Origin of the sequence: Tunturiibacter psychrotolerans, assembly GCF_051013365.1 — a bacterium.
In the GTDB taxonomy this organism is placed as follows: domain Bacteria; phylum Acidobacteriota; class Terriglobia; order Terriglobales; family Acidobacteriaceae; genus Edaphobacter; species Edaphobacter psychrotolerans_A.
Genome location: NZ_CP132941.1, coordinates 390330 through 413668, shown reverse-complemented (window position 1 = coordinate 413668; position 23339 = coordinate 390330). Strand labels below are relative to the sequence as shown.

Here is a 23339-nt window from a genome sequence, read left to right as displayed (position 1 = left end):
ACCGCTCTCAAGACCCACTCTTTAGCTGGCTCATCAATCGCAAACGCTCGTCCTTCAACGCATCGCTTACAGGGCCCTGATGCACGATCCGGCCGTCAGCGATCCTGATCATCTCAGCATCAAGTTGAAAGGCCTCGCCCACGTCGTGTGTCACCGAGAGCACGGGAATCTTCCAATGCGCGAGATAGTTCCGCAGGCCGTCGGCTAGTTCGTCTCGCATCGCGTAATCCAGACCTGAAAACGGTTCGTCAAGTAGCAACAGCGCTGTCCCCGGCCCGTCGTAGGTGACGGCGGAGATAACCGTACGCGCTACGGAGACTCTCTGCTTCTCGCCTCCGCTCAACTCGTGAGGCTTTCGGTCGAAGAGATCCTGCAAGCGGAATAAGTGCATGACCTCGTCGACTACCTTTGCGGCATCGTCAGGCTTTCCACTCCAACCGAGACCGTAAACAGCATTTGACCGCACGGTCATATTCGGAAAGAGCCGAGCAGTTTGGCCCGCGCTCCTCACCGGCCGAAGGTGAGCGGGAACAAATATACCCAACGCACGATCCACCAATACGTGGCTGCCTCGTGCGACCGTACCGTCGTCCGGACGCACAAATCCGGCAATCGCCCGAAGCACAGTTGTCTTGCCACTGCCGGAGGGTCCGAACAGCACGGTCCAAGATTGGGTGAGCGCGAAGCTGACGTCGAGCGAAACTGCCCCCACACGATGCTTCATCCTTACCGTCAGCAGGTCTTCCGACAGACTATCGGACAATGTCAGCCTGCCTTCCATCCACCTTGCGCATCGAGGGCAGAAGATAGATCGCCAGCAGGGCCACCGTTGCAAAACCAACCAGCACCAGCGCCGTTCGGTTCGCCGCCGCGTAGTTTCCGTCCTGTACGAGATCGTAGAGGGAGATCGAAAGGGTTCGCGTTGCTCCCGGAATATTGCCGCCCAGCATGAGCACTACGCCAAACTCTCCTACCGTGTGCGTAAACGTCAGCACCGCGCTTGTAAGCAGGGAAGCGCGGGCCATCGGCAGCACTACCGACACGAACACCTTCGCCGGCGTCGCACCCAACCCGGCAGCGGCTTCGATAAATCCTCGATCCACGGCCTGAAACCCAGCCACCAACGGCTGTACGGCAAACGGTAGGCTGTACAGCACCGATCCGATCAGCAGTCCCTCGAAGCTGAACGCCAACGGATGTCCAAAAATGCGGATCAACAGCCTGCCCGGTGAAGTCAGCGGGCCCATCGCGATCAGCAGATAGAAGCCAAGGACCGTCGGCGGCAGGACCAGCGGCAGCGCCACTACGGCCTGCACCAAAGCGCGCCCTGCTCCGTGTCCTGAGGCGATCCACCATGCCAGCGGCAGCGCCACCACCAGCAGAATTGCCGTCGTCCCCACGGCCAGCCGCAACGTCAACCAAAGCGCCTCGAAATCCATACTGCGCCAGTCTATGACATTCGCTGACGCTCACAGCGCAATACGAAGAGCGGCTACTTCACTGCCGCAAGACCCATCTCACTTAGTTTTGCCTGAACCGCGGGCGACAGCATCCAGTCGAGGAATGAATGCGCGTCCGCTTTACGATCTGACTTCGCCATGATCACGGCACACTGCCGTATCTCTGTGTACTGCGACGTGGGCACGAGCACGTAGGTGCCAATTTCTTTGAAGTGGGGCGTGCTCGCCGCCGTCATCGATATCAAGCCAAGCTGCGCATTTCCCGACTCCACAAACTGCGCCGTCTGCGTGATGTTTTCTCCCACGACAAAGTGCGGAGCCACCTGATCGTAGATCTTCATTCTTCGCAGAGCTTCTGCAGCCGCTCGTCCATACGGAGCATGCAGCTCGTTGGCGATCGCTACCCGCGTCACCTTTGGATCGGTCAGCCGCTCAAGACTCAGCGGCAGCAGGCCTGAGTCCTTCCTTGTCCACAACACCAGCGTGCCCTTGGCATAGGGTACCGGCTCAGTCTCGTCCGCGAGTCCCGCTGCCACGACCTTCTCCGGAAAGAAGAAGTCCGCTCCCAGAAAGATATCCATCGGAGCGCCGTTGAGAATCTGCGTGGCCAGTGTCGACGACGATCCGAAGCTGACAACCAGCTTCACTCCGGTCGCTTTTTCGTATTCCTGTGCCAGTTGGGACATCACTGGCTGCAAATCTGCCGCGGCAGCAACCCTCAACTCTTTTTGTGCCCAAGCACTTCGGCCGCCCAGGATTGCATACAGACAGACAAGGCACACAAGGGCCGCAGACGCACCGCGGCCTTTACGATAGGCTAGTAACAACCATGAAAGTAGCAACACATCACCTCAGATGCACAGAATGCGGGACCGTCATCGGCAAGGATGAGGTTAGCAGCAACTTTCGCTGCCCACTGTGCAATGGCCTCTATGAGGTTGTGTACCCATGGACCAACGCCACAGCCGGCCCCGAAAGCCGCCTGCCCAATCCCAGCGCCCTCCGCTGGCTCTGGCAGGAGCGCCGGTCATCCTCGATGGCCATCGACCAGTCCGGAGTTTGGCGGTTCCGTGATTTGCTTCCGATCGTCGACGACCTTGAAAAAGTCGTGACACTCCGCGAGGGTAATACCCCTTTCTACGACCTTCCCCGCTGCGCCAAAGCTGCCGGCATCGACTGGCTTCTCGCCAAACACCAGGGCATGAACCCTACCGGCTCCTTCAAGGACACGGGTATGACCGCCGCGCTCTCGGTTGCCGCTCAGCGTGGCTTCGAATGGGTAGCCTGCGCCTCGACGGGCAACACCTCTGCCGCCATGGCCGCCTACGCGGCGCGCGCGGGCCTGCGCAGCATCGTCTTTATCCCCGAGGGCAAGATTGCCTGGGGCAAGCTCTCGCAGTCGATGGACTATGGCGCGCTGACCATTCAGCTCAAAACCGACTTCGATGGCTGCGTCAAAATCCTCAATGAACTCGTAAAACAGTTCCCCATCTACCTGCTCAACTCCGTCAACCCCTACCGCCTCGAAGGCCAGAAGACCCCTGCCTTCGAACTTGTCGAGCAGATGGAGTGGCAGGTTCCCGAGCATGTCATCGTTCCCGGTGGCAATCTGGCCAACTCCTCCGCCCTCGCCAAAGGCTTTGCCGAGATGCACGAACTTGGCCTTATACCGCGGGTTCCGAAGATCAGCATCATCCAGGCGGAAGGCGCCAACCCGCTGTACCGAAGCTTGCAGGAGAATGGCGGCGAAAGCCTGACCCCGGTGGTCGCAAACACCCGGGCAACCGCAATCCGCATCGGCAACCCTGCCTCCTGGCGTAAGGCTGTCAACGCGCTCCAGACAACAGGCGGTTGGTGCGAGCAGGTCACCGAGCAGGAGATCGCACTCGCTAAAGCCGAGATCGGCGCCGAAGGCGTAGGGTGCGAGCCTGCCTCTGCTGTCACCCTTGCTGGCCTCAAAAAACTGGTCGCCCAGGGCAAGATCACCGCTGAGGAGCGCGTCGTCCTCATTCTCACCGGCCACACCCTTAAAGACTCAGCTTACACCATCGAGTATCACCGCAACGAATTGTTCTCAGGCGCTGAAAAAGCTGAGCTTAGCGCTTCTGAGCAATCCCGGCATGCTGCGCTGCGCAAGCCGCCCATCGTCCTCGAAGCGGATCCTAGCCTGGTCCTCCGCACACTCGAATCTCACATGAATCAGCCCCAGCCAGCATGAGCGCGACCGTCACAAAGGATTCGAGTAAACCCTACCGCCTGCGCCTGCCCGCTACGTCAGCCAACCTGGGGCCCGGGTTTGATGCTCTCGGTCTTGCGATGGCCCTCTATCTGACCATCGATGCCACCGTCGCGGACAGCTTCCACATAGACGCAACCGGCCGCAACGCTGATCTCTGCGCCAGGGTGGAAGACAATCTCATACTCACGACTTACGTCGATGTTCTTGCGACTGCCGGAGTTCTCGCTCGCCGGCTCCATCTCCAGCTCCACAACGAAATACCCTTAGGAATGGGCTGCGGTTCCAGCGCGTCAGCGCTTCTGGCCGGCGTACTGCTGGCAAATCACTTCGGCAATCTTGGGTGGACGGGTCAGCAGATCCTCAGAGAAGCCTGCTGCCGCGAAGGCCACCCCGACAATGCAGCGGCTTGTTATCTTGGTGGAATGACCGCGTCCTGTATCAGGGGGGATTCAATTTTCACAGCAACTTGTGGGGAAAAGTTAACCTGGGGCTTGACCCTGGCTTTGCCTGCGGAGAGCCTCGCCACACAGAAGGCTCGAGCTCTCCTTCCGGCTCACTATTCCAGGGAAGATGCAGTCGCCAATATTCAGTCCACTGCTCTCCTCGTGGCGGCGTTTGCTCAGGGGCGTGGCGACCTCCTCCGCACTGCCATGCAGGACCGAATCCACCAGCCCTACCGCATGAAGGCTTGCCCGCTACTTCCGCTGCTTCTACCCCTTACCGAAAGTCCCGGGGTTCTCGGCGTCGCTCTAAGTGGTGCGGGCCCCTCGGTACTGATCATCTCCGAAGAGGCGGACTCTGCCTCTCTTCCGGCGATCGTCCGTCAAGCCGCCGGGGATCAACTACTTGAGGTAATTCAGACGAAAATCTCTACGGGAATACTTGAGGCCGCGGGCTGATTTCGCTCAACCTAAAGGGCTTAGGTACTCAGGTAACATCACAGTAATGATCATTTTGTTACCTAAGAGTTCTTTACGAAAGGTAAAAAGCCTCGTACTTTAGCCGAGTGGGCAGTTCTGGGGAGGGCTGCTACGCCGCCCGTTGACCTCTTCATTAGAGGTCCGGGCGTTTCCTCTTTAAGTGGTAGTTCGCTAGCTGAAACTATCAGTTCAAAATTGCATCTATTATTGAGAAGACTGCATTGCACCGGATGGGTGTGAAAAGTGCAGAGCAATCTGGAGGAAGATAAATGGCAGGACAGTTCGTCACCGAAGTAAATGACGCAAACTTTGAAAAAGATGTTCTTCAGTCGGCCGAGCCGGTTATGGTCGATTTCTGGGCGGCATGGTGTGGACCCTGTCGCGCACTTGCCCCGGTCGTCGATGAGGTTGCCACCCACTATCAGGGCAAACTCAAAGTCATGAAGATGGACGTCGACTCCAACACTGCAACCCCGATGCGCTACGGCATCCGCGGTATACCCGCCCTGCTCATCTTCAAGGATGGCAAGGTTGCTGAGCAGATCGTTGGCTTCGTCCCTAAAGACACCATCGACAAGTCCGTGAATAAGGTTTTGGCGTAAGTCTGAAGTTACGCAAAAGTACGGCCCGCTGAGTTCAACTCGCGGGCCGTCTTTGTTTGCGTGCTGGCTGGTGCTCCAAAGGCCCGCTACGCCCGAAGCGATCACTTGGTGACCTGTAACCCCTTCGGTCGGCGATTCCGTTGGTCGCCATCAAATTACTCCACCGACCATCCGGAGGCCCGGGCGAAGCGGTTACGCCCCACGAAGTGGGATAAACTCAAGCCTTAATGCTCGAGTGGATGCTCTTCCGCATAATCATGGTGGCCTTTTTCATCCTGGCCAGCAGCTTCTTCGTCGCTGCCGAGTTCGCCCTGGTCAGCGTCCGCGAGACTCGCATCCAGCAACTGATCGCCCTCGGTCGCCCGGGCGCCCGCACTGCCCTTAAGCTCAAACACTCCATCGACGAGTTCCTTCCAGCCGTCCAGCTTGGAGTCACCGTCGCCGGTCTTGCTCTCGGCTGGATCGGCGAACCGGCGGTCGCTGAGATCATCCTCAATTTTCTCGGTGGGACACTACATCGTCTGCCCCCCCACGCCCTCATTTACGCGCATACTGCAGCGGTCATCTTCGCTTTTTCGCTGATCACCTACTTCGAAGTTCTCCTCGGCGAACTCGTCCCGAAGTCGCTCGCCCTCCAGCGTACCGAACGCATCGCGCTCGCCGTCGCCGGTCCGATGGACGTCTTCATCCGCCTCACTCGTCCTGTCGTGAAGCTGATGAACGCCTCCGCGGCGGTCGTCCTGAGGCTCTTTCGTGCCCCTCTGCGTGGTGAAGGCGCCGTCCACTCGCCCGAAGAGCTGAAGCTGATCGCAACCGCAACCCGCCGCATGGGCCTGCTTCCTGTCTTTCAGGAAGAGATCATCCACCGCGCCATCGAACTCAACCACGTCACGGTGCGCGAGATCATGACCCCGCGCGGCAGTATCTTCTCTCTCTCCGCCGACCTGCCGCTCCAGCAGGCCTCCGCACGCATCGTCGACGAGCAGCACTCCCGCGTCCCTGTCTACGACCCCGCCAGCGGCCCCGAGCACATCATCGGCATCGTCTACTCCAAGGACATCTCCCGCCTCATGCACTTCCGCACCGTCGCTCTCTCGCTTGGCGGCAAAGGCGAGTCCAGCCTCACCCTTCGTCAAGTCATGCGCGAGCTTACGGTCGTCCCCGAGACCAAGCTCGCCATCGAGCTTCTTCAAGAGTTTCAGGAGCGTCGCCGCCACATCGCCATCGTCGTCGACGAGTTCGGCAGCACCGTCGGCCTGGTCACCGCCGAAGACGTCCTCGAGCAGATTGTCGGCGAGCTGGAAGACGAGTTCGACATCAGCAAATCTCCACTCCTCAGCACCACGGGAGCCATGTCTCTCGACGGCAGCACTACGCTGCGCGATCTCGGCAACCAACTCCACTGGACCTTCCCCCGGGAGGCTGGCGTCGAAACCCTCGCTGGCTTTCTCCTCGCGAACCTCGGCCATATCCCCACCGTTGGCGAAAGCGTCGAGTACGAGGGCCGTCGCTTCGAGGTCGCCGAGATGGCTGGCCGTCGCATCAGCCGCGTCATCGTAGAGGACATTGCCCCGCCGCCGAATCAGATCGAAGACGAAATCGACAGCAGGGAAGCCATCCAGTGACCGAGAACCGCACCGCAGCTCTCTGGAGACCCCTCCGGCGCATCCTCGTCACCCTTCCAGTCCTCTGGGTCGTCGTCTCGGTCGTCTTCCTTCTCATCCACCTAGTTCCCGGCGACCCCATCGTCCAGATGCTTGGCGAAGGAGCTACCGCCTCCGACATCGACGCTCTCCGCCACTCCTACGGCCTCGACGCCCCGCTCAGCCAGCAGTACGCCCACTACTGGCACGGCATTCTCCACGCCGACCTCGGCCAGTCCCTCCGTCTCCACGACTCGGTTGTCCACCTCGTCCTCCAGCGCTACCCCTACACGCTCGCCCTCACCGTGGTAGCCCTGCTCATTGGCATCGCGCTCTCCATCCCGGCGGGAATCGCTTCAGCCCTCCATCGCAGCCGCTGGCAGGACCGCACCTTGGGCGTCGTCTCCCTCGTGGGCCTCTCCTTCCCAAACTTCGCGCTCGGCCCGATCCTGATCCTCATCTTCTCCATCCACTTCGGGTGGCTTCCCGTCTCCGGAGCGGGCAACGGCGACGCGACCAGCTTGCTCGTACACCTCGTCCTCCCGGCAATCACGTTAGGTCTCAGCCTCGCCGCAATCCTCACCCGCATGGTCCGCACAGCCATGCTCGAAGAGCTGAATCAGGACTACATTCGCACCGCCCGCGCCAAGGGTCTCACGCAAAACGCCGTCGTCTACCGGCACGCCCTGCGAAACGCTCTCATCCCCGTCCTTACCGTGATCGGGCTCCAGTTTGGCAGCCTTCTTGCGGGGGCAATCGTAACCGAAACAATCTTCAGCTGGCCCGGTATCGGACGGCTGACCCTGTCGGCCATCTCCAACCGCGACTATGCGCTGGTCCAGGGATGCATCCTGGCGGTGGGCCTAACTTATGTTGTAGTGAATCTCCTCACCGACATCGCCTACACTGTAGCCAATCCGCGTATGCGGACCGAATGACCGCGCCCAAAGAAGGAAGCATGAAATCCAGGCTCATTATCAGTTACACCACTGCGGCTCTGCTGACAGTCCTCGCTGCTGGCGCCTCTGCGGCGCAGACCAAATCCTCCGGGCCTGAACCGGTCCCGCCACTGCTGCGTCCCAAGCCTCCGGCCATCGAACCCACCCTGCCGCCCGCACATCCCTTCCACGACTCCCGCTATGGAGTCACCTTCACGGTTCCCGCCGCCTGGGATCTCACGCGCAAAGATGCCGAGGTAAGCACCTTCAACCTCGACGCTCGATCAATCGCCCGCACCACCCAGTTGCGTGCTGTCGCCAGCATCGACTTTAACCCGCATCCCAACTCCACCTTCAGCGGGGCACTCTTTTACTTTAGTGTCACGCCCCACCTCACTCCAGCCGAGTGCAGCGCGCAGGCGACCGTCCGGGAGCCGCGCACCGCGTCCACCGCCCAGATCGGCGGCCTCTCTTTCACTCACGGCTACGACGAGCACGGCGGCATCTGCACCGAATCGCGCGACGAGATCTATACGACCCCCCACAACAACTCCTGCTACCGTTTCGATGCCGTCATCAACACCTTCTGCGGCGGCGACGTCAGCGGCGTGCAGGACATTACTCCGCACGAACTGGATGCCGTCCGTATGCGCATGCAGAAGATCCTCGACTCGGTACACTTCGACACCAACTAAAGGGCATCTCGCAGTAGTAGCGCGATCAAGGCTTGCTTGCGATGACCTTCCCGCCGCGAATCGTGTAGCGAACCTGCGTGAACGCGAGCGAGTCTGTAGCGGGATCATTGGACAACACCGTCAAATCACCAGCCATGCCAATGGCGACCCGACCTTTCTCTTTGCTAACGTGAAATCTTTCCGCCGGCGCTGTCGTCAGCATAGCGAGGACATCGCGAAAAGTAAGACCAGCCAACGCAAGCTGCCGATATTCCTCCGTCACGCTGTAGTCGGTCAGAAAGCCGGTATCTGTCCCGAACATAAGCTGGCCACCAAACTGATGAAACTTGAAGACGACGGACCGTATGCCAGCGATCCCAGAATCCTGGGAAAACAGTTTGAGAGTTGGGATCATTGCCATGTGGCGATCAACCATCTGATGAAGAAGAGTGTCGTCAATCCCTTCAAGCGCCTCCGGGGAATGAGCTAGAACATCGACCCCGCTTTCCATAGCCACGCGAGTTCCCGCAAGATTCGAAGGGTGAGCGAAGACAAGCTGGCCGTGCTCGTGACCAGCCGCCGCAGCCGCCTTAGCAATATCAAGTGGCATCGGGACGATACGATCAGGCGCAACGATAGAACCTGTGAAAAGCTTCACAATATCCGATCCTGCCGCAATGTTCTTCTGAACATCCGCTGCGGCTTCGGCCGGAGTATCGGGCTGCATCAGCTGAGCGAGCACCTCTGGCCGCATATCCTTCACATAGTAGGGAAGCGAGTGGGGCGGAAAAATCCCCACGCCCGCCGTATAGATACGAGGGCCCATCACCTCTCCGGACTCGATACGACGCCGAAGAGCCATGGTTTCGATCGGAATCGAAGCCGTATCGACCACCGTTGTAAATCCGGAAAGCGTGAGCATCTCTCGCAGCTGTCGCGTCAGCTTTTCGGCCGGCTGATGCGCCGCGTCGATCCACTTGTCCTCTGTAAAGTGAACATGGGTGTTCCAGAAACCAGCCAGTACGACACATCCGGTGCAGGGCAACGTAGCGACACCATGCGGAATAGCAACATGCTCCCCAACTGCAGTAATCTTCCCGCCGCGAATCAGGATCGTTGCATGGTTGATGGCCTGCGCCTCTGGCGACGGATAGACCTTCACATCCACGATTGCGAGATCCTGTGCAGTCGCCTTGCAGAGTCCAGGAAGACATAACAGCAAAAGGAGGACAATTCGCATGCGGCATTCTACGAGATCTGCTGAAACAAAGTTCAAAGCTGCATTCCGCATCCGACACAAATCCCGGGACAAAATCTTCGATAGGATTACACTCTTTCTAGAAGCGTCTGACCGTCTCCGAGGACTCGAATGAAGCCAAAGAATCTGCCCACAACGCCCTCCACCTCCGACCGCCGTACCTTCCTGAAGACCGGAGGCGTCGCCGCCGCAGCCCTCTTGACCAAAGGCGCAATCGCCGCAGAAACCTCGCGCACTCTGCCGCCGCTTCCCGACAACACCAAGACGGTCGCCGCCATGCCCACGCGCAATCTCGGCAAGACCGGCTACAAGGTAGGCATCTTCTCGCTTGGCGGCCAGGCCTCTCTCGAGAAACCCGCAAACTTCGACGTCGCCGTCCCCATCATCGAGCGCGCACTCGACCTCGGCGTCAACTACATCGACACCTCCTCTATCTACGGCGGCCCCGAGCGGTGGAGCGAGCAGTACGTTGGCCGCGTCATGAAGACTCGCCGCAACGAAGCCTTCCTCGCCACCAAGACCAAGGAGCGCACCCGCGACGGCTCCCTCCGCATGATCGAGAAGTCCCTCCAGCTCCTCAACACTGACCACGTAGATCTCTGGCAGCTCCACGACGTAGGCCTTCCGGAAGACGTCGATGCTATCTTCGCCAAGGGCGGTGCTATGGAAGCTCTCATCGAGATGCACGACCAAAAGGTCGTTCGCTACCTCGGCGTCACCGGCCACTACCGCCCTGAAGCCCTCATCGACGCCGTCAACCGCCACAACTTCGACACCATCCTGATGGCGATGAACGCCGCCGACACCCACATCCATAGCTTCACCGACAAACTCCTTCCGCTCGTCGTCGAAAAGCAGATGGGCATCATCGGAATGAAGGTCCCCTCACGCGGCCGTCTCCTCGCATCCTGGACGCCGCCGTCGCTCGACGCGCAGCGCCACTCGTGGGAGGGCTCCGCCATCGCCCATCGCCCCGGCGTCATGACCATGAAGGACGCGATGAACTTCACGCTGACGCAGCCGGTCAGCACAGTCATCATCGGCTGCGACAACATCGCCCAGCTTGAAGAAAACGTGCAGATCGCAAGAGACTTCACGCCCCTCTCAAACTCCCAGATGGCCGCCCTCAACGAACTAGCTGCCCCCGTAGCCGAGCAATCCCTCTTCTTCCGCTTCACCGACCGCAGCAAGGGCTAACGATGAACTGCTGAGTGGGCGACGCTGGTGGAGATTGATCATGAAGATATCGTTCGAAAACCAAGTCGCCCTCGTGACAGGCGCAGCATTTGGCCTGGGTCTGGCGGCAGCCAGGGCCTTTGCCGAGGCGGGCGCTTCGGTTGTCTTGGCCGACTGGAATGAGAAGGAAGTACAAGCCGCAGCGAAAGACCTGGCTGATAAAGGCCACAACACACTTGCCTTTCGCTGTGACGTATCGGACTACGCTCAGGTAGAAGCGATGGTGAAGCAGACTGTTGCTACCTTCGGACGGCTCGATGCAGCCTACAACAACGCCGGTGTACAAGGTATCCTCGCTGAAACCGCCGATTCCCCACCTGATGACTACGATCGGGTGATGAATATCAATTTGCGCGGTGTGTGGAGCTGCATGAAGTTCGAGCTGCAGCAGATGCGTGAGCAAGGAAGTGGTGCCATCGTCAATTGCTCGTCGCTTGGAGGCCTCATTGGTGGCAACCAGCGCGGTACCTACCACGCAGCGAAGCACGGAGTGATTGGATTCACCAAGAGTGCTGCTCTCGAATACGCAACCCGTGGCATTCGCGTTAATGACGTGTGTCCGGGAATGATCCAGACACCCATGTTCGATAAGATGATTGCTGAAGGTCAAGGAGAAGAATTGAACGCGATGTTGAAGGCCTACGTTCCGATGGGCCGAATGGGACGTCCCGAAGAGATCGCTGATGCTGTCCTTTGGCTCTGCAGTTCAGCCGCCAGCTACATTACCGGTCAGTCGATCTCGGTAGACGGTGGCTACGTCATGCGCTGATAATCCCTCTTCTTCCGCTTCACCGACCGAAACGAGGCTAAGCGCAGCTCACTTGAGAACGGCAGAAAATGGGGTCGCTCTAAAGGCAGCCTGCGTCGTCTCCCATCTCCAGATCCGCCTCTCTGCTCGAAGGGGGACACCATTTTGTGAAGTGATGCGAGTCTCTTCGATGACGCGGCCTGAGATTTGGAGGAAGGAACTGGTCTCCTCAGTTATGGGAGATCCGTAAGTGGTGGAATCTTGCGAGCGTGAGTCGTAATCTACGGTCGAGAGGACTTCATGCATTCGGCCCTCACGGATGGTATAGACGGTCGCCTTGTCTGTCATTTGTCCGGAACCGTGGCCTACGTGTGCATGCTCGACAAAGACGGCATTCTCGCCCGGAGCTAATGTCAGCAGTCGGTACGTTGGCGTTTCGTGGAAGCAGTCGAGTGCGACGTGGTCGACAGTATGCCAGGCATTCGTGCCAGCCTCTTCGAGAAGGTATAGAAAAGCCTGATTCTGTATGCCGCATGGCAGCGAGACGATGCCGTACAGCTTCGCTTGATTCGCATGAAGCGGTTGGATCTGGATGTCGTGCGAAAAGCGGGGCGAGGTGGCCGCCTCCGCAATGTTCGCATCAATGCCAAGTCGCTTCAAAAGATCCAGCCTCTGGGCAGGATCGGCAATCAACAGTGCATAATCCATCGTCTCCAGCTTGTCGATTGGGATTGTGCCGCTGATTCCTACGCGGTATTGGCCGAATACAGGAAGACCCAACAGGGAAAAAGAGGCTAGGAAGAGAGCACGCTGCAGGAGACGCAAGAACTTCATCGCGCTACTCTGCCAGAGTCTGCGGTCCGCTGCAAATGAATTTTTCTGCAGCGTATTGCATGACGCGAGCCACGTCTTCTACCCAACCACCAACTCCTTCACACTAGCCTCCACCCCATCCTCTACCGTCACGAACCCCACGGTCACCGGCAGCGAAAACCGCCTCGGCCCCGCACTCCCCGGATTGAAGTAAACCACCCCATCCTTCACCTCAACCTTAGCCTTATGCGAGTGCCCGCTCACCACCATCGCCACACCCGCCGCCCTGGGATTGATATCCAGATCGTGCACCGAGTGCACAAGATAAAACAGCTCCCCACCTAACTCCACCACATCGGTAGCAGGCAGCTCCGCACAAGCTCCCGACGTATCCACATTCCCACGAATCGCGGTTACTGGAGCGATCTCGCGCAGCGCATCGAGAATCGCAACTTCCCCCACATCGCCTGCATGCAGAATATGCTCCACCCCACGCAGCGCAGCCAGAGCCTCCGGCCGCAACAACCCATGCGTATCCGAGATCACCCCAATCAACAACGGATAACTCCGGTCAGCATCGAATCACCGTGATCAACATAGCTCGTTAGGCCAGCTTCAAACTCTGCAGCGAAGCATACGCCTGGCTCAGCGTCGGATCGTGGCTTCTATCCGGATCGATTCGCAGCTCAAACGTCGTCACGCCCTTCAGGTCAACCGGGTAGTCTTCGATCTCTTCGGTCGAACCCTGCGGCGAAAACGACCATTGTTGGCGCACGATCTCCTTCAACTCAGTACCCGGCCCCGCGAATACCGCAAACTCCTGCGACCGCTCCGAGGTCCTATCCACAAACTGTAGATGAATCCGCTTGATCGTCTGCGGCTCATCGAAGTGCAACCGGATCAACTGCGGCCCCGTCGTTGCAGCCCGCCATCCCTCCGTCACCTTCTTGCCCAGAGCATTCTCAATCGGAAAGCCCTCATCCTCGGAGCTGATCTCCACTCGCGCAATCCTCTCCAGATCCCGCCATAGATCGCCGATAGGGCTTGCCGTAGTAGGCGAGGGTGAAACGATACTCTTGCGCATTGGTATTACCTTTCAGTTACAGGCCCAAGCATATCTGATAACCCATTCCCCCGTTTACAGGCCCGCCCCAAGCCTCGTCCGCGGATCGAGATAATCCCGCAGCGCGTCGCCGATAAAGTTGAACGAGAGCACGCAAAGCATCACCGCCATCGCAGGAAAGAAGACCAGATGCGGAGAGTCGAACAGATGCGACCTCGCATCATTCAGCATCGAACCCCAGCTAGCCGCCGGCGGCGGAACGCCCAGCCCAAGAAAACTCAGCGTAGCCTCAGCCAACACCGCTCCCGCCATCCCAATCGCCGCCTGCACGATCAGCGGCTGCAGAATATTCGGCAGAATATGCCGCGTCATGATGCGGAGATCGGTTGCTCCTAACGCACGCGCAGCTTCCACAAACTCGCGCTCCTTCACCGCCATCACCTGCGCCCGCACCAGCCGCGCGTACCCCACCCATCCCGAGATCGCCAGTGCAAGAATCACATTCCCCAGCCCCGGCCCCATGAACGCCACGAACGCAATCGCCAACAGAATCCCCGGCAACGCGAGAAATGCATTCGTTACGTAGATGTTCACCACGGTGTCTGTCCACCCGCCATAAAACCCAGCCAGTCCACCCGCGACCAGCCCGACGGCCAGCGAAAGTCCCACGACGCTCACCGCCACTACGAGCGAGATCCTCGCCCCAAACAAAGTTCGCGAAAGGATGTCGCGCCCCAACTCATCCGTGCCGAACCAATGCGCCCACGAAGGCCCCATCAGCCGGCCCGTCAGATCCAACTGCGCAGGATCCTGCGGCGCCAGCCACGGGGCAAACACAGCGCAAATCACAAACAAGACGAGCAGCGCAACGCCCACGGCCGCCAGCGGCTGTCTCTTCGCAATCCCCACCATCGATCGTCCCGGAGCAACACCGGCATTTGCAACAGAATTACCCACGCCCTAAATCCTACATGCTCATTGGCGGGGAAGAGGGAAGCGGATTTTTGTGGCGAACCCTTGACCTAAGTTGAGAACAGCTTCGTGAGGTTCGTGAGCCTCAAAAGCTCCTGCAGGCGCGGCGTCAGGTTCTCCAGTCTCAGCTGGCAGTATCCTTCGTTGATCGCCGAGACCTTCAGCCCCACCAACGTCCCCAGCCCCAGACTGTCCAGAAAAGTCACATCGGCCAGGTCGATCACGATGATTCCGCCCTGCGGTATTAACGGCTTCACGATGTCTTTTACCTGACCAGCAGTCTGGTTGATCAAGCGGCCGTGGCACCTAACGGTCGTTACCTTCACTCCGTTCTCGGTCGAGTTCTCTACACTGCAATTAAAGGCAACTTCCGGTGTCTCGGTCACACGATCTCCTCAATTTTGAGCTACCGAGAAATGTACTCCTGCGCGAATCGAGCCTTTATTAATTTCCGGTTACGCGAAGCGCTACGCCTAACCTCCTGAAAACACTCATCCGAGGTAACCCACGCAGCGACAACAGATGTGCCTCGTACTGAATCAAACCTGAAGAGTGACCCGAATGGGGTTTTGTAGCGAATTCACGAAGCATATAGGGTTGAAGAATGAAGGAACTCCGCCGTCTCGCCATCGCAATTCCCGCAGCTCTCCTCGTCCTCTGCCTCGCGGCAGCCTGGTGGACGCGCGGTGCAATGGCCCACATGCCATTCCTCAAAGCCAACGGTGGCCATGGCAGTTCCAATAGCCTTGTCGATCAGCGCCCCTGGCAGACAATAGAGGCGCTCGCACCCCTTGCGGTCTCCGCCGAGGAGCAATCCTACGCCCACGAGGCCGCCCGGCTCGCTGACCATGAAGTCGACCAGGCCTTCGCCCTCGCCCTGCGCGAGGCGGCTCTCCAAACCCGCACCCTCACCGGCGATGCCCTCGCTGTTCAGCAAAGAGTCACTCAGCTCCAGGCACTCGTCAAAGAAGACCAGTCGAAGGTTGAAGCGGTCACCGCCTCCCTCAAGCAGCCGACCGCCAGCTCCGATGATCTCGACGCCGCCAAGGCCCAACTCCAGCTCGACAGCGACGAACTCGCCGACGCTACCGAGCAGCTCTCCCGCGCCAGCGGCGACAAACGCGGCCAGATCCAGCAAGAGCTCACCGCCCGCCAGGCTGCGATGAAGAAGTACGACGCCTCCCAGGCCAACACAGGCGGCCAGATTGGTGTCCTCTCCGCTCGCCGCTACGGCACCCTTTACGGACGCATCTCTGCCTGGTTCGACCAGCGCAGCCGCATGACTCTCATCCAACAGGCCAAAGCGGAAACCGATTCTGACATTGCCACTCTCTCCGCAAAGCACGCCGACTTCGAAAAGAGAGTTGCCGCGGCTGCTGCCAACATCGACTCGTCCTCCAACGGCCCCAACGCATCAACCGACGCAATAAAAAATCGCGTCGCCCGTCTGAACCAGGCCCACGCCCTCTCGCAGATGCACAGCATCGTCGAGGATCAGCTCCAGACTCAGCAGCAGCTCTCTATCACCTACGGCAAATGGCTCGCACAGGTCCAGGTCCAGCACGCGATCGTCACCCATCTCGCGCTGCAATCCTTCGCACTCATTGCGTTTCTTGTCCTCTGCGGCGTCCTACTCACCACGCTGTGCGGCAAGTTCCTCGACGGCTTGCGCATGGAGCAGCGCCGACTCCACACTCTCCGCACCATCATCATTCTCGGTGTCCAGTTCGTCACGCTCCTGCTGGTCCTCTTAGTCGTCTTCGGCGCGCCCAGCCAGGTTCCTACCATCCTCGGACTCGGCGCCGCCGGCCTCACAGTCGTCTTCCAGGACTTCATCCTCGCCTTCTTCGGCTGGTTCATTCTCATGGGTAAAAACGGCATCCGCGTCGGCGACTGGGTTGAGATCAACGGCGTCGGCGGCGAGGTCGTCGAGATCGGCCTCTTCCGCACCGCTCTGCTCGAAACCGGCAACTGGACCGACAAGGGCCACCCCACCGGTCGCCGCGTCACCTTCATCAACAACTTCGCCATCTCCGGCCAGTACTTCAACTTCTCCACCACCGGCCAGTGGATGTGGGACGAGATCACAGTCAACATTCCACCCAGCATCGACTCCTACAAGACCATCGAAGCGATTCACCATACGGTCCTGGAGCAAACCGAACGCGACGCCAAGCTCGCCGAGCAGGAATGGCAGAGCACCACGCGCCACAACGGCCTCAGTCAGTTCAAAGCCACACCCTCAGTCGATATGCGCCCCGCAGCCTCCGGTGTCGACATCGTCGTCCGCTACGTCATCCGCGCCGGCGACCGCTTCGAGATGCGCAACCGCCTCTATCAGTCTGTCATCAACCTGCTGCACACCCCAGCAGACACAGCACCCAAAGCGAACACCATCGATCAACGCGAGTTGACGAAGGTCTGATCACAGATTGGCGGCCCAATCTGTCGTCTTGAACCAGTACTTCCGACGTGTGCTGATCCATTTGTCAGCTTTGCGGGCTGCGATCCACGAGTTCAAATAATTGACAAAATCCATGTCGCCTCGTCGCACTGCAAACGCCGCTGGAAACGTTCCCAGCGGAGCCACATCCGGCACCGCAATTGCATCGGGATAGAGCTTCCCAAGAATCTCCAGCCGCGGACTGTCTGCAACGGCCGCCGCGAGTTTTCCAGCAACCAGATCGGTGAACAGCGCACTGTCCTCCGTGTAGGTCTGGATCGAAGCCTTCGGAAACTCGAGCGCCGCCAGATCCTCCGACGTCATTCCTTCCACTACCCCAATCGTCACGCCCTTTTTGTTGAAGTCTTCCATAGCCTTCAACTCGCCGCCCATCTTTTTGCTTGTCGCAATCGTCACATCGGTCACGTTGTACGGCTCGCTGAAGTTCACCACCAGCGCCCGCCGTGCCTCAATCGAAAAGCCCGCAATAATAATGTCAAAACGATTCGCCTCAAGATCCGGAATCAAATAGCGGAACTCATCAGGGTGAAACTCCACTTCGACGCCCATGTCACGAGCTAGTTTCCTCGCTACATCCACCTCAAAGCCCACCAGCTTTCCGTCTTTATCGTGCATCGCCCACGGAACAATCTCCGCCACACCCACGCGCAGCTTGCCGCTTTTCTTGATCTCGGCCAGCGTGTCGATAGTGCTCCGATCCGGCACCACAATCTCTTTCGAAGTAGTCGGTAGAACCGGCGGAGGCGGTGCCGCGGGTGTCTCCTGCGCCCCGGCCGCCATCGCACACACCAGCAGCACAACCAAAGCAGCAACCCGTTGCATCGACGCGGAAACTGCAGAATTTTTCATCTCGCGAACTCCTCCTCAGGTTGTTCAAAAATGCACTGCGGCGTGTCTATCGCGGCGGCCTGCGTCCATAGTTGTGGTAGCCGTCGGCGTACCCCGCGGCAAAGTCCCTCTCATACTTCGCCGGATAGCGTTCGCTCCACCACTGGTAAAAGTCACGTCGGCCTTCGTCGGCATCCTGCCGTCCCATCCGGTATCCATCGTTGTAGTAGTTCACTCGCTCGTGGTCGCCGCCGTCATTGTTATCGGATTTCGACGCGGCCACCGCTGCCCCCAGAATCAACGCACCCAGAATGCCACCAGCAATCGCGGCCCCCGTGTTACTGCCGCTGTCGCTCCGTCCGCGTCCATAGGTAAACTGCGCCCTGCACCCGCGATCCACCCAGATGCCGCGCGGATCGTATCCCCAGCTATAGCCCAGCTGGCATCGCGAACCCGAGATCTGACGCGTCAACTGAACCTGATTCTGCGTATCCGCTCGACAGTAGCGATATCCCCCATCGTCGCTCGAGCAGGTAAGCCCCCCGGTCTGGGCCATCGTGAATGTGGAAGTAGAAACAATCAGGAGTGCGGCGACTGCACGAGAAACCCCCATCAGCGTTCCTCCGAGGAGTGCGTAGACGTGACGTCAAATGCCAGACGATGCTACATCAAATTTGTGCCATTTCTGTATCTCTTTTGCGATCAGAAAGATTAATCGCCAGATGAAACGCCGAAAAGTCAATCCCTCCCGTTAGGATTTATTTCTCATAGCACCTCATCACCCCTCCCAGCTATACTTGGCACTTGGAAGCAAAGCGAGAAATGTCATGCTCGAGCACCCGTTGGATAACCTGAACCACTTCAACAGCTTCTAACCTAAGACCCCAAGGAGTCTCTCCCCTATGAAGCTTAAAGGACAAAAAGCAGTCGTCTGCGGTGCCGGTGGATTCATCGGCGGCCACCTCGTTCAGAGCCTGCTGGCAAATGGCGTCGATGTCATCCGCGCCGTCGACATCAAACCCCTCGATGAGTGGTATCAAGTATCCAAAGACGTCGAAAGCCTTTCCCTCGACCTCAAAGACAAGGACAGCTGCCTCACTGCAGCCACAGGCGCAGAAGTCATCTTCCAGCTCGCCGCCGACATGGGCGGCATGGGCTTCATCGAAAACAACAAAGCCCTCTGCATGCTCTCCGTTCTCACCAACACCCACATGCTCATGGCCGCTCGCGAAAAGGGTGTCGAGCGCTTCTTCTACTCCTCCTCCGCCTGCGTCTACAACGGCGAAAAGCAGACCAGCCCCGACGTCGTCGCCCTCAAAGAGGAGGACGCCTACCCTGCACTTCCCGAAGACGGCTACGGTTGGGAGAAGCTCTTCTCCGAGCGCATGTGCCGCCACTTCGAAGAGGACTACGGCCTCCAGGCCCGCGTCGCCCGCTACCACAACGTCTACGGTCCGTTAGGCACCTGGACCGGTGGCCGCGAAAAGGCTCCCGCCGCTGTCTGTCGCAAGGTCATCGAGGCCAAGCACTCCGGCAAGCACGAGATCGAGATCTGGGGCGACGGCAAACAAACCCGCTCCTTCATGTACATCGACGACTGCACCAAGGGCACGCAGATGATCGCCGAGAGCGAGATTCACGAGCCCCTCAACCTCGGCTCCGACGAACTCGTCACCATCAACCAACTCGTCGACATCGCCGAGGATATCGCCGGCATCAAGCTCAAGCGCAACTACAACCTCAGTGCCCCCAAGGGCGTCAACGGCCGCAACAGCGACAACACCCTCATCCAGGAAAAACTCAACTGGGCGCCGTCCATCAAGCTTCGCGACGGCCTCGCCAAAACCTACGCCTGGATCGAAGACGAGATCCTCTCCAGCAAACCCCTCGCAGCCGCTACACGCTAATCAGCCAACGTAGCAAACAAAACCGGACCCTCGAGCCCAGCAACTCCTCTCGAGGGTCTGATTGTTTTCAAGAAGACTCGCAGCAACATCGTAGCGAAAGACCCTCGACATAGACGAAGCGCCGGCCCTATTTCTTCTTCTTGGCTGCCCGTTCAGCGAGCACCGCGGAGTTCTCCGCGACCGCGGAGCGGATGAGTTTCTTGAAGGCAGCTTCGTTGATCCTCTCTCCTTCGCGCACGTCGATCGCACGCCGCACGTTTCCGTCCAGGCTGGAATTGAAGAGCTTCTTCGGATCTTCGATGGAGGCTCCACGAGCGAAGGTGAGCTTCACGACCTGCTTGTATGACTCCCCTGTGCAGACGATGCCGTCGTGAGACCAGACAGGTGTCCCCATCCATTTCCACTCCTCCACTATGTCGGGGTCGGCATCGTGAATGAGCTGACGGAGATGCGCGAGGGTCTCTCCACGCCAGTCGCCAAGCTCTTCAATCCGCTTAGTGATGTTCGCCGAAGCGTCCCCGTCATTCGAACTACTTGTTGGCTTCATATTTCCTCCGCTCCTAGTGTCCCGGTCGCTGCACCCTTGTCATGCCGATCTGTTCGAAATGATTCGCCGAAGGAGATGGCCCTTCCACATCAACAACCCCGTAAGCACCATAAGAGGAAAGAAGACAAACCGAGTAGGGTGGGCGTACTGCGGCAGCTTTTCAAACGGACTGTAGATATATCCGTAGATCGGAACGCTGACGATGATGTGAATCCAGCGAAAGATCAAACGTTGGTTCATGATGTCCACGCCTCCTTTTCGCGTGCGACGTTACTGGAGCGCGGCGACAACTCGCTCCATGTTGCCGATGAACTTATTCCAGCCGTAGGTCGCGCCTTTATATGCGGCATCTTGATCGGAGCCGAAGCCGGACTGCTCCATGCGCAGCAGCGTTCCGCCACTTGTCGGGACCAAGGTCCAAACCACGACGCTCTCCATCCCCATAGTGCCCCACGTATAGGAGAGCTTCTTGTGAGGCTCGACGACCAGGACTTCCGAATTGATGATGCCATCCCAATTGGGCACGGGCGTAGAGCGAAAACTAAACCCGTGGCCCACGACAGGTTGGAAGTCGTTGTCCATCAGCCACTCCTTAATCAGTGGGCCTTCGGTAAGAGCGCGCCAGATCTTTTCCGCCGGGTATGGCATCTCCCTTTCGATCACAAGTGTGCGAGTAGTGGTAGTCATGGGTCCATCCTTTTGAGTAAATCTTCGAGCCGGTCAAACCGGTCGTGCCAGAAGCGCCCATAGGCATTCATCCAATCCACCAGCGGTGCGAGAGCCTCCGGCCTTGCGTGGTAATGGGTCTCTCGCCCTTTGCGCCGATTGCGAACCAGCCTCGCACGCTTCAAAGCGGACAGATGCTTCGAAACCATCGGCTGCGACACACCCGCCCGCTCGGTCAAAGCATGAACGGTCTGGTCGCCCTCCCGGGTCAGCCGCTCGAAGATGGCTCGGCGAGTTGGATCAGCGAGAACCCGGAAGAGATTGTCTGCGTCGCTCGGCATGGCACAAACCATAACCGAATGGTTATGGATTTGTCAACGAAAAATCCTGCATTATCTGGCAAAAACTACCACACTGCCATGCTCATCTGTAAAACTCATTACCTCTTCACTTATCCGCGGTGCCCTCTGATTTACCCTTGCAGAGAGGAGTGGAATTGTGGGGAGCAAGTCGTCTGCAAAAACTCGCCGCCCGAAATCTTCCTCGGCGAACTGGCTTCAAGATCATCCTCAAAGAGCCTTCCTGCTGTTGTCAGGGTTCCTCATCCTGGTCCTCTACTGGCGAAGCTTCACCTCACCATTCGTCTATGACGATCTCGAGCAGATCGTCAACAATCCCAACCTCTCCACTTGGGCCTCCTTCGTACAACGTTTTCTCCTGCACCCGGTCGAGCTCACAACCTCCTTGCTCGGCTATGCCGGGTCCACCTATCGGCCGCTCTTCTGGTTCTCCCTCTTCATCGACCGTGCCCTCTGGGGTCTCGACGCAGGCGGCTATCACGCAACCAACATCGCTCTCCACCTCGCAAATAGTAATCTTGTCTTCGCTCTACTCAGAAGGCTCAAGATGCCTGTCCTTCCCGCTGCAGCCGTGTGTCTGCTGTGGCTCTCGCTGCCCATCAACACCGAGGTAGTGGCATGGATCAGCGGCCGCTCGTACGCTCTGTGCACGCTCTTCGTGTTGGTTTGCTTTCTCTCTGCGCTCAACAGTATTCGCGACGGCGGATGGACGTGGAGGCTGGCATGCTTTTTCGCCGCCGTCTGCGCCGGCCTCTCACACGAACTCGGCATCTTGATAATTCCTCTGCTCCTCCTCCTACTGCTTCTTGTCGAAGAGCAGCGGTCGAAGAATCTCTTCATAACCCTGGCTACCGTGGCTCTCGCCGCCTTCGCAGTCGAAGCCGTGCGCTTCAGCGTCAAGGTAAAGTCCTTCTCCGGACTCGCATCGTTCAAGTGGGCCGGCCTTGCGTTTTCGAAGTATCTTGCTCTCACACTCTTTCCTCTGCGCATGAGTGTTGAACGCTCCACCTTCTTCTCGCCGGGCCAGTCCCATCCATGGTCGCTTGCCGCAGTCGTCTGCTTCGTTATTGCATTTGGCTACGCGGTGTTGCGGCGTCGGAACCATCCCACTCTTCTCGGCGGTCTCACGTGGTTCCTTATCTGCATCGCGCCTTTCGTCGTGCTCACGAACTACCAGGGACTGGCGGAGCGTTTCGCCTACCTCGCCTCCATCGGGATCGTCGTAGCTATCATTGCCGTCTGCTCCATTCCGAACCAACCGCTCCTGCGCAACTTCCTCGCTGGCATCATCGTGCTATGGGCCGTGTGGAATCTCTATAGAACCATCACGAGGGTTGCCGATTGGGCCGACCCAGTGCAGCTCTTCGCCCATTCCCTGCAGGCGACGCCGCAAAGCCCATCCCTCCACTACAACCTTGCCTACTCGCAGAAGGTGAAAGGCGATCTTCATGCAGCGCTCGACGAATACCAGCGCACCATTCAACTCGACAGCAACTATCCCCATGCGTACGCGAGCCTGGGCGATGTATACCTCCAGCTCGGATCGTTCAATGACGCTCAGACAGCCTACAAGCAGGCGCTAGCGCAGGCTCCCGACGACATCCCAACACTCCTGAACAGCGGCACGGTAGACCAGAGTGTCGGCTCGACGAGTGAGGCCGAGGCCAACTACCAGCGGGCCTTGCAACTCGACCCCTCCAGCAGCGCAGCTCATGTAAATCTCGGCGTCCTCTACATGAGGGAGAATCGATCGAACGATGCCGCGCATCAATTTACGATAGCGATCGATCAAAAGACCAAAGACCCAATTCCTTATTTCAACCTTGCGGTGCTTTATCAGCAGTCAGGCCGCCCAGATCAGGCCCTCGCCCTCTACAAGCGAGTTCTCGAGCTGAAGCCGAACGATGAAGACACACTCGCAAACATTAAGCTCCTCGAACAATCGCACTAACGCTCCCGCAACATTACGCGCTGAAAAAAATGCGATACTCAGATAAAGCCA

26 protein-coding genes are annotated in these 23339 nt (G+C 58.7%); 11 read left to right on the top strand and 15 right to left on the bottom strand.

Going from position 1 to position 23339, the window contains the following annotated elements:
- Window positions 1-7 precede the first annotated feature (7 nt).
- From RBB76_RS01660 to modA, 3 genes are read right to left on the bottom strand one after another with little or no spacing between them, the layout of a single operon-like run.
- On the bottom strand, window positions 8-763 hold the full coding sequence (locus tag RBB76_RS01660) for an ATP-binding cassette domain-containing protein (RefSeq protein ID WP_429634552.1): 756 nt from the start codon (window positions 761-763) through the stop codon (window positions 8-10).
- On the bottom strand, window positions 753-1439 hold the full coding sequence (gene modB, locus RBB76_RS01655; RefSeq protein WP_429634553.1) for a molybdate ABC transporter permease subunit: 687 nt from the start codon (window positions 1437-1439) through the stop codon (window positions 753-755). Before modB ends, RBB76_RS01660 begins: the two co-directional genes overlap by 11 nt.
- 53 nt (window positions 1440-1492) lie before the next feature.
- Window positions 1493-2242: a molybdate ABC transporter substrate-binding protein gene (gene modA / locus RBB76_RS01650; RefSeq protein ID WP_433963588.1), complete on the bottom strand. Its 750-nt coding sequence runs from the start codon at window positions 2240-2242 to the stop codon at window positions 1493-1495.
- A 47-nt stretch (window positions 2243-2289) separates the two neighbouring features.
- Here modA and thrC point away from each other — a divergent pair, with 47 nt between their 5' ends.
- From thrC to RBB76_RS01620, 6 genes are all read left to right on the top strand, one after another.
- Complete coding sequence (gene thrC, locus RBB76_RS01645; protein WP_429634555.1) at window positions 2290-3678, top strand: threonine synthase; 1389 nt, start codon at window positions 2290-2292, stop codon at window positions 3676-3678.
- Window positions 3675-4598: a homoserine kinase gene (gene thrB / locus RBB76_RS01640; RefSeq protein WP_429634556.1), complete on the top strand. Its 924-nt coding sequence runs from the start codon at window positions 3675-3677 to the stop codon at window positions 4596-4598. The genes thrC and thrB overlap by 4 nt, the downstream gene beginning before the upstream one ends.
- A 290-nt stretch (window positions 4599-4888) precedes the next feature.
- Window positions 4889-5221 carry a thioredoxin gene (gene trxA, locus RBB76_RS01635; RefSeq protein ID WP_353067041.1) on the top strand — a complete coding sequence of 111 codons (333 nt, stop codon included), beginning with the start codon at window positions 4889-4891 and terminating at the stop codon, window positions 5219-5221.
- A 227-nt stretch (window positions 5222-5448) separates the two neighbouring features.
- Window positions 5449-6846 (top strand): hemolysin family protein, encoded by a 1398-nt coding sequence (locus RBB76_RS01630; protein ID WP_429634557.1) that lies wholly within the window; start codon window positions 5449-5451, stop codon window positions 6844-6846.
- Window positions 6843-7802 carry an ABC transporter permease gene (locus RBB76_RS01625; RefSeq protein WP_429634558.1) on the top strand — a complete coding sequence of 320 codons (960 nt, stop codon included), beginning with the start codon at window positions 6843-6845 and terminating at the stop codon, window positions 7800-7802. The genes RBB76_RS01630 and RBB76_RS01625 overlap by 4 nt, the downstream gene beginning before the upstream one ends.
- A 20-nt stretch (window positions 7803-7822) precedes the next feature.
- Window positions 7823-8497, top strand: a complete 675-nt coding sequence (locus RBB76_RS01620) for a hypothetical protein (RefSeq protein WP_429634559.1) — start codon at window positions 7823-7825, stop codon at window positions 8495-8497.
- Between the two features lie 25 nt (window positions 8498-8522).
- On the opposite strand, the gene RBB76_RS01615 is transcribed toward RBB76_RS01620, so the two are convergent.
- Window positions 8523-9716 carry an amidohydrolase family protein gene (locus RBB76_RS01615; RefSeq protein ID WP_429634560.1) on the bottom strand — a complete coding sequence of 398 codons (1194 nt, stop codon included), beginning with the start codon at window positions 9714-9716 and terminating at the stop codon, window positions 8523-8525.
- Window positions 9717-9845: 129 nt separating this feature from the next.
- Between RBB76_RS01615 and RBB76_RS01610 the strand changes: the two genes are divergently transcribed.
- Both RBB76_RS01610 and RBB76_RS01605 read left to right on the top strand, forming a co-directional pair.
- The gene (locus RBB76_RS01610) at window positions 9846-10931 is read left to right on the top strand and encodes an aldo/keto reductase (RefSeq protein WP_429634561.1); all 1086 of its coding nucleotides are present in this window, start codon (window positions 9846-9848) and stop codon (window positions 10929-10931) included.
- Window positions 10932-10971: 40 nt separating this feature from the next.
- Window positions 10972-11739 (top strand): glucose 1-dehydrogenase, encoded by a 768-nt coding sequence (locus RBB76_RS01605; RefSeq protein WP_429634562.1) that lies wholly within the window; start codon window positions 10972-10974, stop codon window positions 11737-11739.
- A 48-nt stretch (window positions 11740-11787) separates the two neighbouring features.
- Here the strand turns inward: RBB76_RS01605 and RBB76_RS01600 are convergent, their stop codons facing one another.
- The 5 genes from RBB76_RS01600 to RBB76_RS01580 all read right to left on the bottom strand — a co-directional run bounded on the left by RBB76_RS01600 (window position 11788) and on the right by RBB76_RS01580 (window position 14952).
- Window positions 11788-12552 (bottom strand): hypothetical protein, encoded by a 765-nt coding sequence (locus RBB76_RS01600; protein ID WP_429634563.1) that lies wholly within the window; start codon window positions 12550-12552, stop codon window positions 11788-11790.
- 78 nt (window positions 12553-12630) lie between these two features.
- On the bottom strand, window positions 12631-13089 hold the full coding sequence (locus tag RBB76_RS01595; protein ID WP_429634564.1) for a metallophosphoesterase family protein: 459 nt from the start codon (window positions 13087-13089) through the stop codon (window positions 12631-12633).
- A 46-nt stretch (window positions 13090-13135) separates the two neighbouring features.
- Window positions 13136-13615 carry a hypothetical protein gene (locus tag RBB76_RS01590; RefSeq protein ID WP_429634565.1) on the bottom strand — a complete coding sequence of 160 codons (480 nt, stop codon included), beginning with the start codon at window positions 13613-13615 and terminating at the stop codon, window positions 13136-13138.
- A gap of 54 nt (window positions 13616-13669) precedes the next feature.
- The gene (locus tag RBB76_RS01585) at window positions 13670-14506 is read right to left on the bottom strand and encodes an ABC transporter permease (protein ID WP_429634593.1); all 837 of its coding nucleotides are present in this window, start codon (window positions 14504-14506) and stop codon (window positions 13670-13672) included.
- A gap of 110 nt (window positions 14507-14616) precedes the next feature.
- Complete coding sequence (locus RBB76_RS01580; RefSeq protein ID WP_429634566.1) at window positions 14617-14952, bottom strand: STAS domain-containing protein; 336 nt, start codon at window positions 14950-14952, stop codon at window positions 14617-14619.
- A gap of 218 nt (window positions 14953-15170) precedes the next feature.
- On the opposite strand from RBB76_RS01580, the gene RBB76_RS01575 reads away from it, so the two are divergent.
- Window positions 15171-16991, top strand: a complete 1821-nt coding sequence (locus RBB76_RS01575) for a mechanosensitive ion channel domain-containing protein (RefSeq protein WP_429634567.1) — start codon at window positions 15171-15173, stop codon at window positions 16989-16991.
- On the opposite strand, the gene RBB76_RS01570 is transcribed toward RBB76_RS01575, so the two are convergent.
- Both RBB76_RS01570 and RBB76_RS01565 read right to left on the bottom strand, forming a co-directional pair.
- The gene (locus RBB76_RS01570; RefSeq protein WP_429634568.1) at window positions 16992-17879 is read right to left on the bottom strand and encodes a transporter substrate-binding domain-containing protein; all 888 of its coding nucleotides are present in this window, start codon (window positions 17877-17879) and stop codon (window positions 16992-16994) included.
- A gap of 46 nt (window positions 17880-17925) precedes the next feature.
- Entirely contained in the window at window positions 17926-18471 is a 546-nt protein-coding gene (locus tag RBB76_RS01565; protein ID WP_429634569.1) for a DUF3011 domain-containing protein, read from the bottom strand.
- A 289-nt stretch (window positions 18472-18760) separates the two neighbouring features.
- Here RBB76_RS01565 and RBB76_RS01560 point away from each other — a divergent pair, with 289 nt between their 5' ends.
- Window positions 18761-19765, top strand: a complete 1005-nt coding sequence (locus RBB76_RS01560) for an NAD-dependent epimerase/dehydratase family protein (protein ID WP_429634570.1) — start codon at window positions 18761-18763, stop codon at window positions 19763-19765.
- A 127-nt stretch (window positions 19766-19892) separates the two neighbouring features.
- Here the strand turns inward: RBB76_RS01560 and RBB76_RS01555 are convergent, their stop codons facing one another.
- From RBB76_RS01555 to RBB76_RS01540, 4 genes are read right to left on the bottom strand one after another with little or no spacing between them, the layout of a single operon-like run.
- Window positions 19893-20312, bottom strand: coding sequence for a DUF1801 domain-containing protein (locus RBB76_RS01555; protein WP_429634571.1), 420 nt, complete (start codon window positions 20310-20312; stop codon window positions 19893-19895).
- Between the two features lie 39 nt (window positions 20313-20351).
- Window positions 20352-20552: a hypothetical protein gene (locus RBB76_RS01550; protein WP_429634572.1), complete on the bottom strand. Its 201-nt coding sequence runs from the start codon at window positions 20550-20552 to the stop codon at window positions 20352-20354.
- A gap of 30 nt (window positions 20553-20582) precedes the next feature.
- Window positions 20583-20999, bottom strand: coding sequence for an SRPBCC family protein (locus RBB76_RS01545; protein ID WP_429634573.1), 417 nt, complete (start codon window positions 20997-20999; stop codon window positions 20583-20585).
- On the bottom strand, window positions 20996-21319 hold the full coding sequence (locus RBB76_RS01540) for an ArsR/SmtB family transcription factor (protein ID WP_429634574.1): 324 nt from the start codon (window positions 21317-21319) through the stop codon (window positions 20996-20998). The genes RBB76_RS01545 and RBB76_RS01540 overlap by 4 nt, the downstream gene beginning before the upstream one ends.
- A gap of 247 nt (window positions 21320-21566) precedes the next feature.
- Between RBB76_RS01540 and RBB76_RS01535 the strand changes: the two genes are divergently transcribed.
- Window positions 21567-23288 carry a tetratricopeptide repeat protein gene (locus RBB76_RS01535; protein ID WP_429634575.1) on the top strand — a complete coding sequence of 574 codons (1722 nt, stop codon included), beginning with the start codon at window positions 21567-21569 and terminating at the stop codon, window positions 23286-23288.
- Window positions 23289-23339 lie beyond the last annotated feature (51 nt).

Coding starts and splice junctions, on each gene's coding strand:
- modB (WP_429634553.1), bottom strand. CDS start 1,439: ATGGATTTCGAGGCGCTTTGGTTGACGTTGCGGCTGGCCGTGGGGACG.
- thrC (WP_429634555.1), top strand. CDS start 2,290: ATGAAAGTAGCAACACATCACCTCAGATGCACAGAATGCGGGACCGTC.
- thrB (WP_429634556.1), top strand. CDS start 3,675: ATGAGCGCGACCGTCACAAAGGATTCGAGTAAACCCTACCGCCTGCGC.
- trxA (WP_353067041.1), top strand. CDS start 4,889: ATGGCAGGACAGTTCGTCACCGAAGTAAATGACGCAAACTTTGAAAAA.
- RBB76_RS01630 (WP_429634557.1), top strand. CDS start 5,449: ATGCTCGAGTGGATGCTCTTCCGCATAATCATGGTGGCCTTTTTCATC.
- RBB76_RS01620 (WP_429634559.1), top strand. CDS start 7,823: ATGAAATCCAGGCTCATTATCAGTTACACCACTGCGGCTCTGCTGACA.
- RBB76_RS01615 (WP_429634560.1), bottom strand. CDS start 9,716: ATGCGAATTGTCCTCCTTTTGCTGTTATGTCTTCCTGGACTCTGCAAG.
- RBB76_RS01610 (WP_429634561.1), top strand. CDS start 9,846: ATGAAGCCAAAGAATCTGCCCACAACGCCCTCCACCTCCGACCGCCGT.
- RBB76_RS01605 (WP_429634562.1), top strand. CDS start 10,972: ATGAAGATATCGTTCGAAAACCAAGTCGCCCTCGTGACAGGCGCAGCA.
- RBB76_RS01600 (WP_429634563.1), bottom strand. CDS start 12,552: ATGAAGTTCTTGCGTCTCCTGCAGCGTGCTCTCTTCCTAGCCTCTTTT.
- RBB76_RS01590 (WP_429634565.1), bottom strand. CDS start 13,615: ATGCGCAAGAGTATCGTTTCACCCTCGCCTACTACGGCAAGCCCTATC.
- RBB76_RS01585 (WP_429634593.1), bottom strand. CDS start 14,506: ATGGTGGGGATTGCGAAGAGACAGCCGCTGGCGGCCGTGGGCGTTGCG.
- RBB76_RS01575 (WP_429634567.1), top strand. CDS start 15,171: ATGAAGGAACTCCGCCGTCTCGCCATCGCAATTCCCGCAGCTCTCCTC.
- RBB76_RS01570 (WP_429634568.1), bottom strand. CDS start 17,879: ATGAAAAATTCTGCAGTTTCCGCGTCGATGCAACGGGTTGCTGCTTTG.
- RBB76_RS01565 (WP_429634569.1), bottom strand. CDS start 18,471: ATGGGGGTTTCTCGTGCAGTCGCCGCACTCCTGATTGTTTCTACTTCC.
- RBB76_RS01560 (WP_429634570.1), top strand. CDS start 18,761: ATGAAGCTTAAAGGACAAAAAGCAGTCGTCTGCGGTGCCGGTGGATTC.
- RBB76_RS01555 (WP_429634571.1), bottom strand. CDS start 20,312: ATGAAGCCAACAAGTAGTTCGAATGACGGGGACGCTTCGGCGAACATC.
- RBB76_RS01550 (WP_429634572.1), bottom strand. CDS start 20,552: ATGAACCAACGTTTGATCTTTCGCTGGATTCACATCATCGTCAGCGTT.
- RBB76_RS01545 (WP_429634573.1), bottom strand. CDS start 20,999: ATGACTACCACTACTCGCACACTTGTGATCGAAAGGGAGATGCCATAC.
- RBB76_RS01540 (WP_429634574.1), bottom strand. CDS start 21,319: ATGCCGAGCGACGCAGACAATCTCTTCCGGGTTCTCGCTGATCCAACT.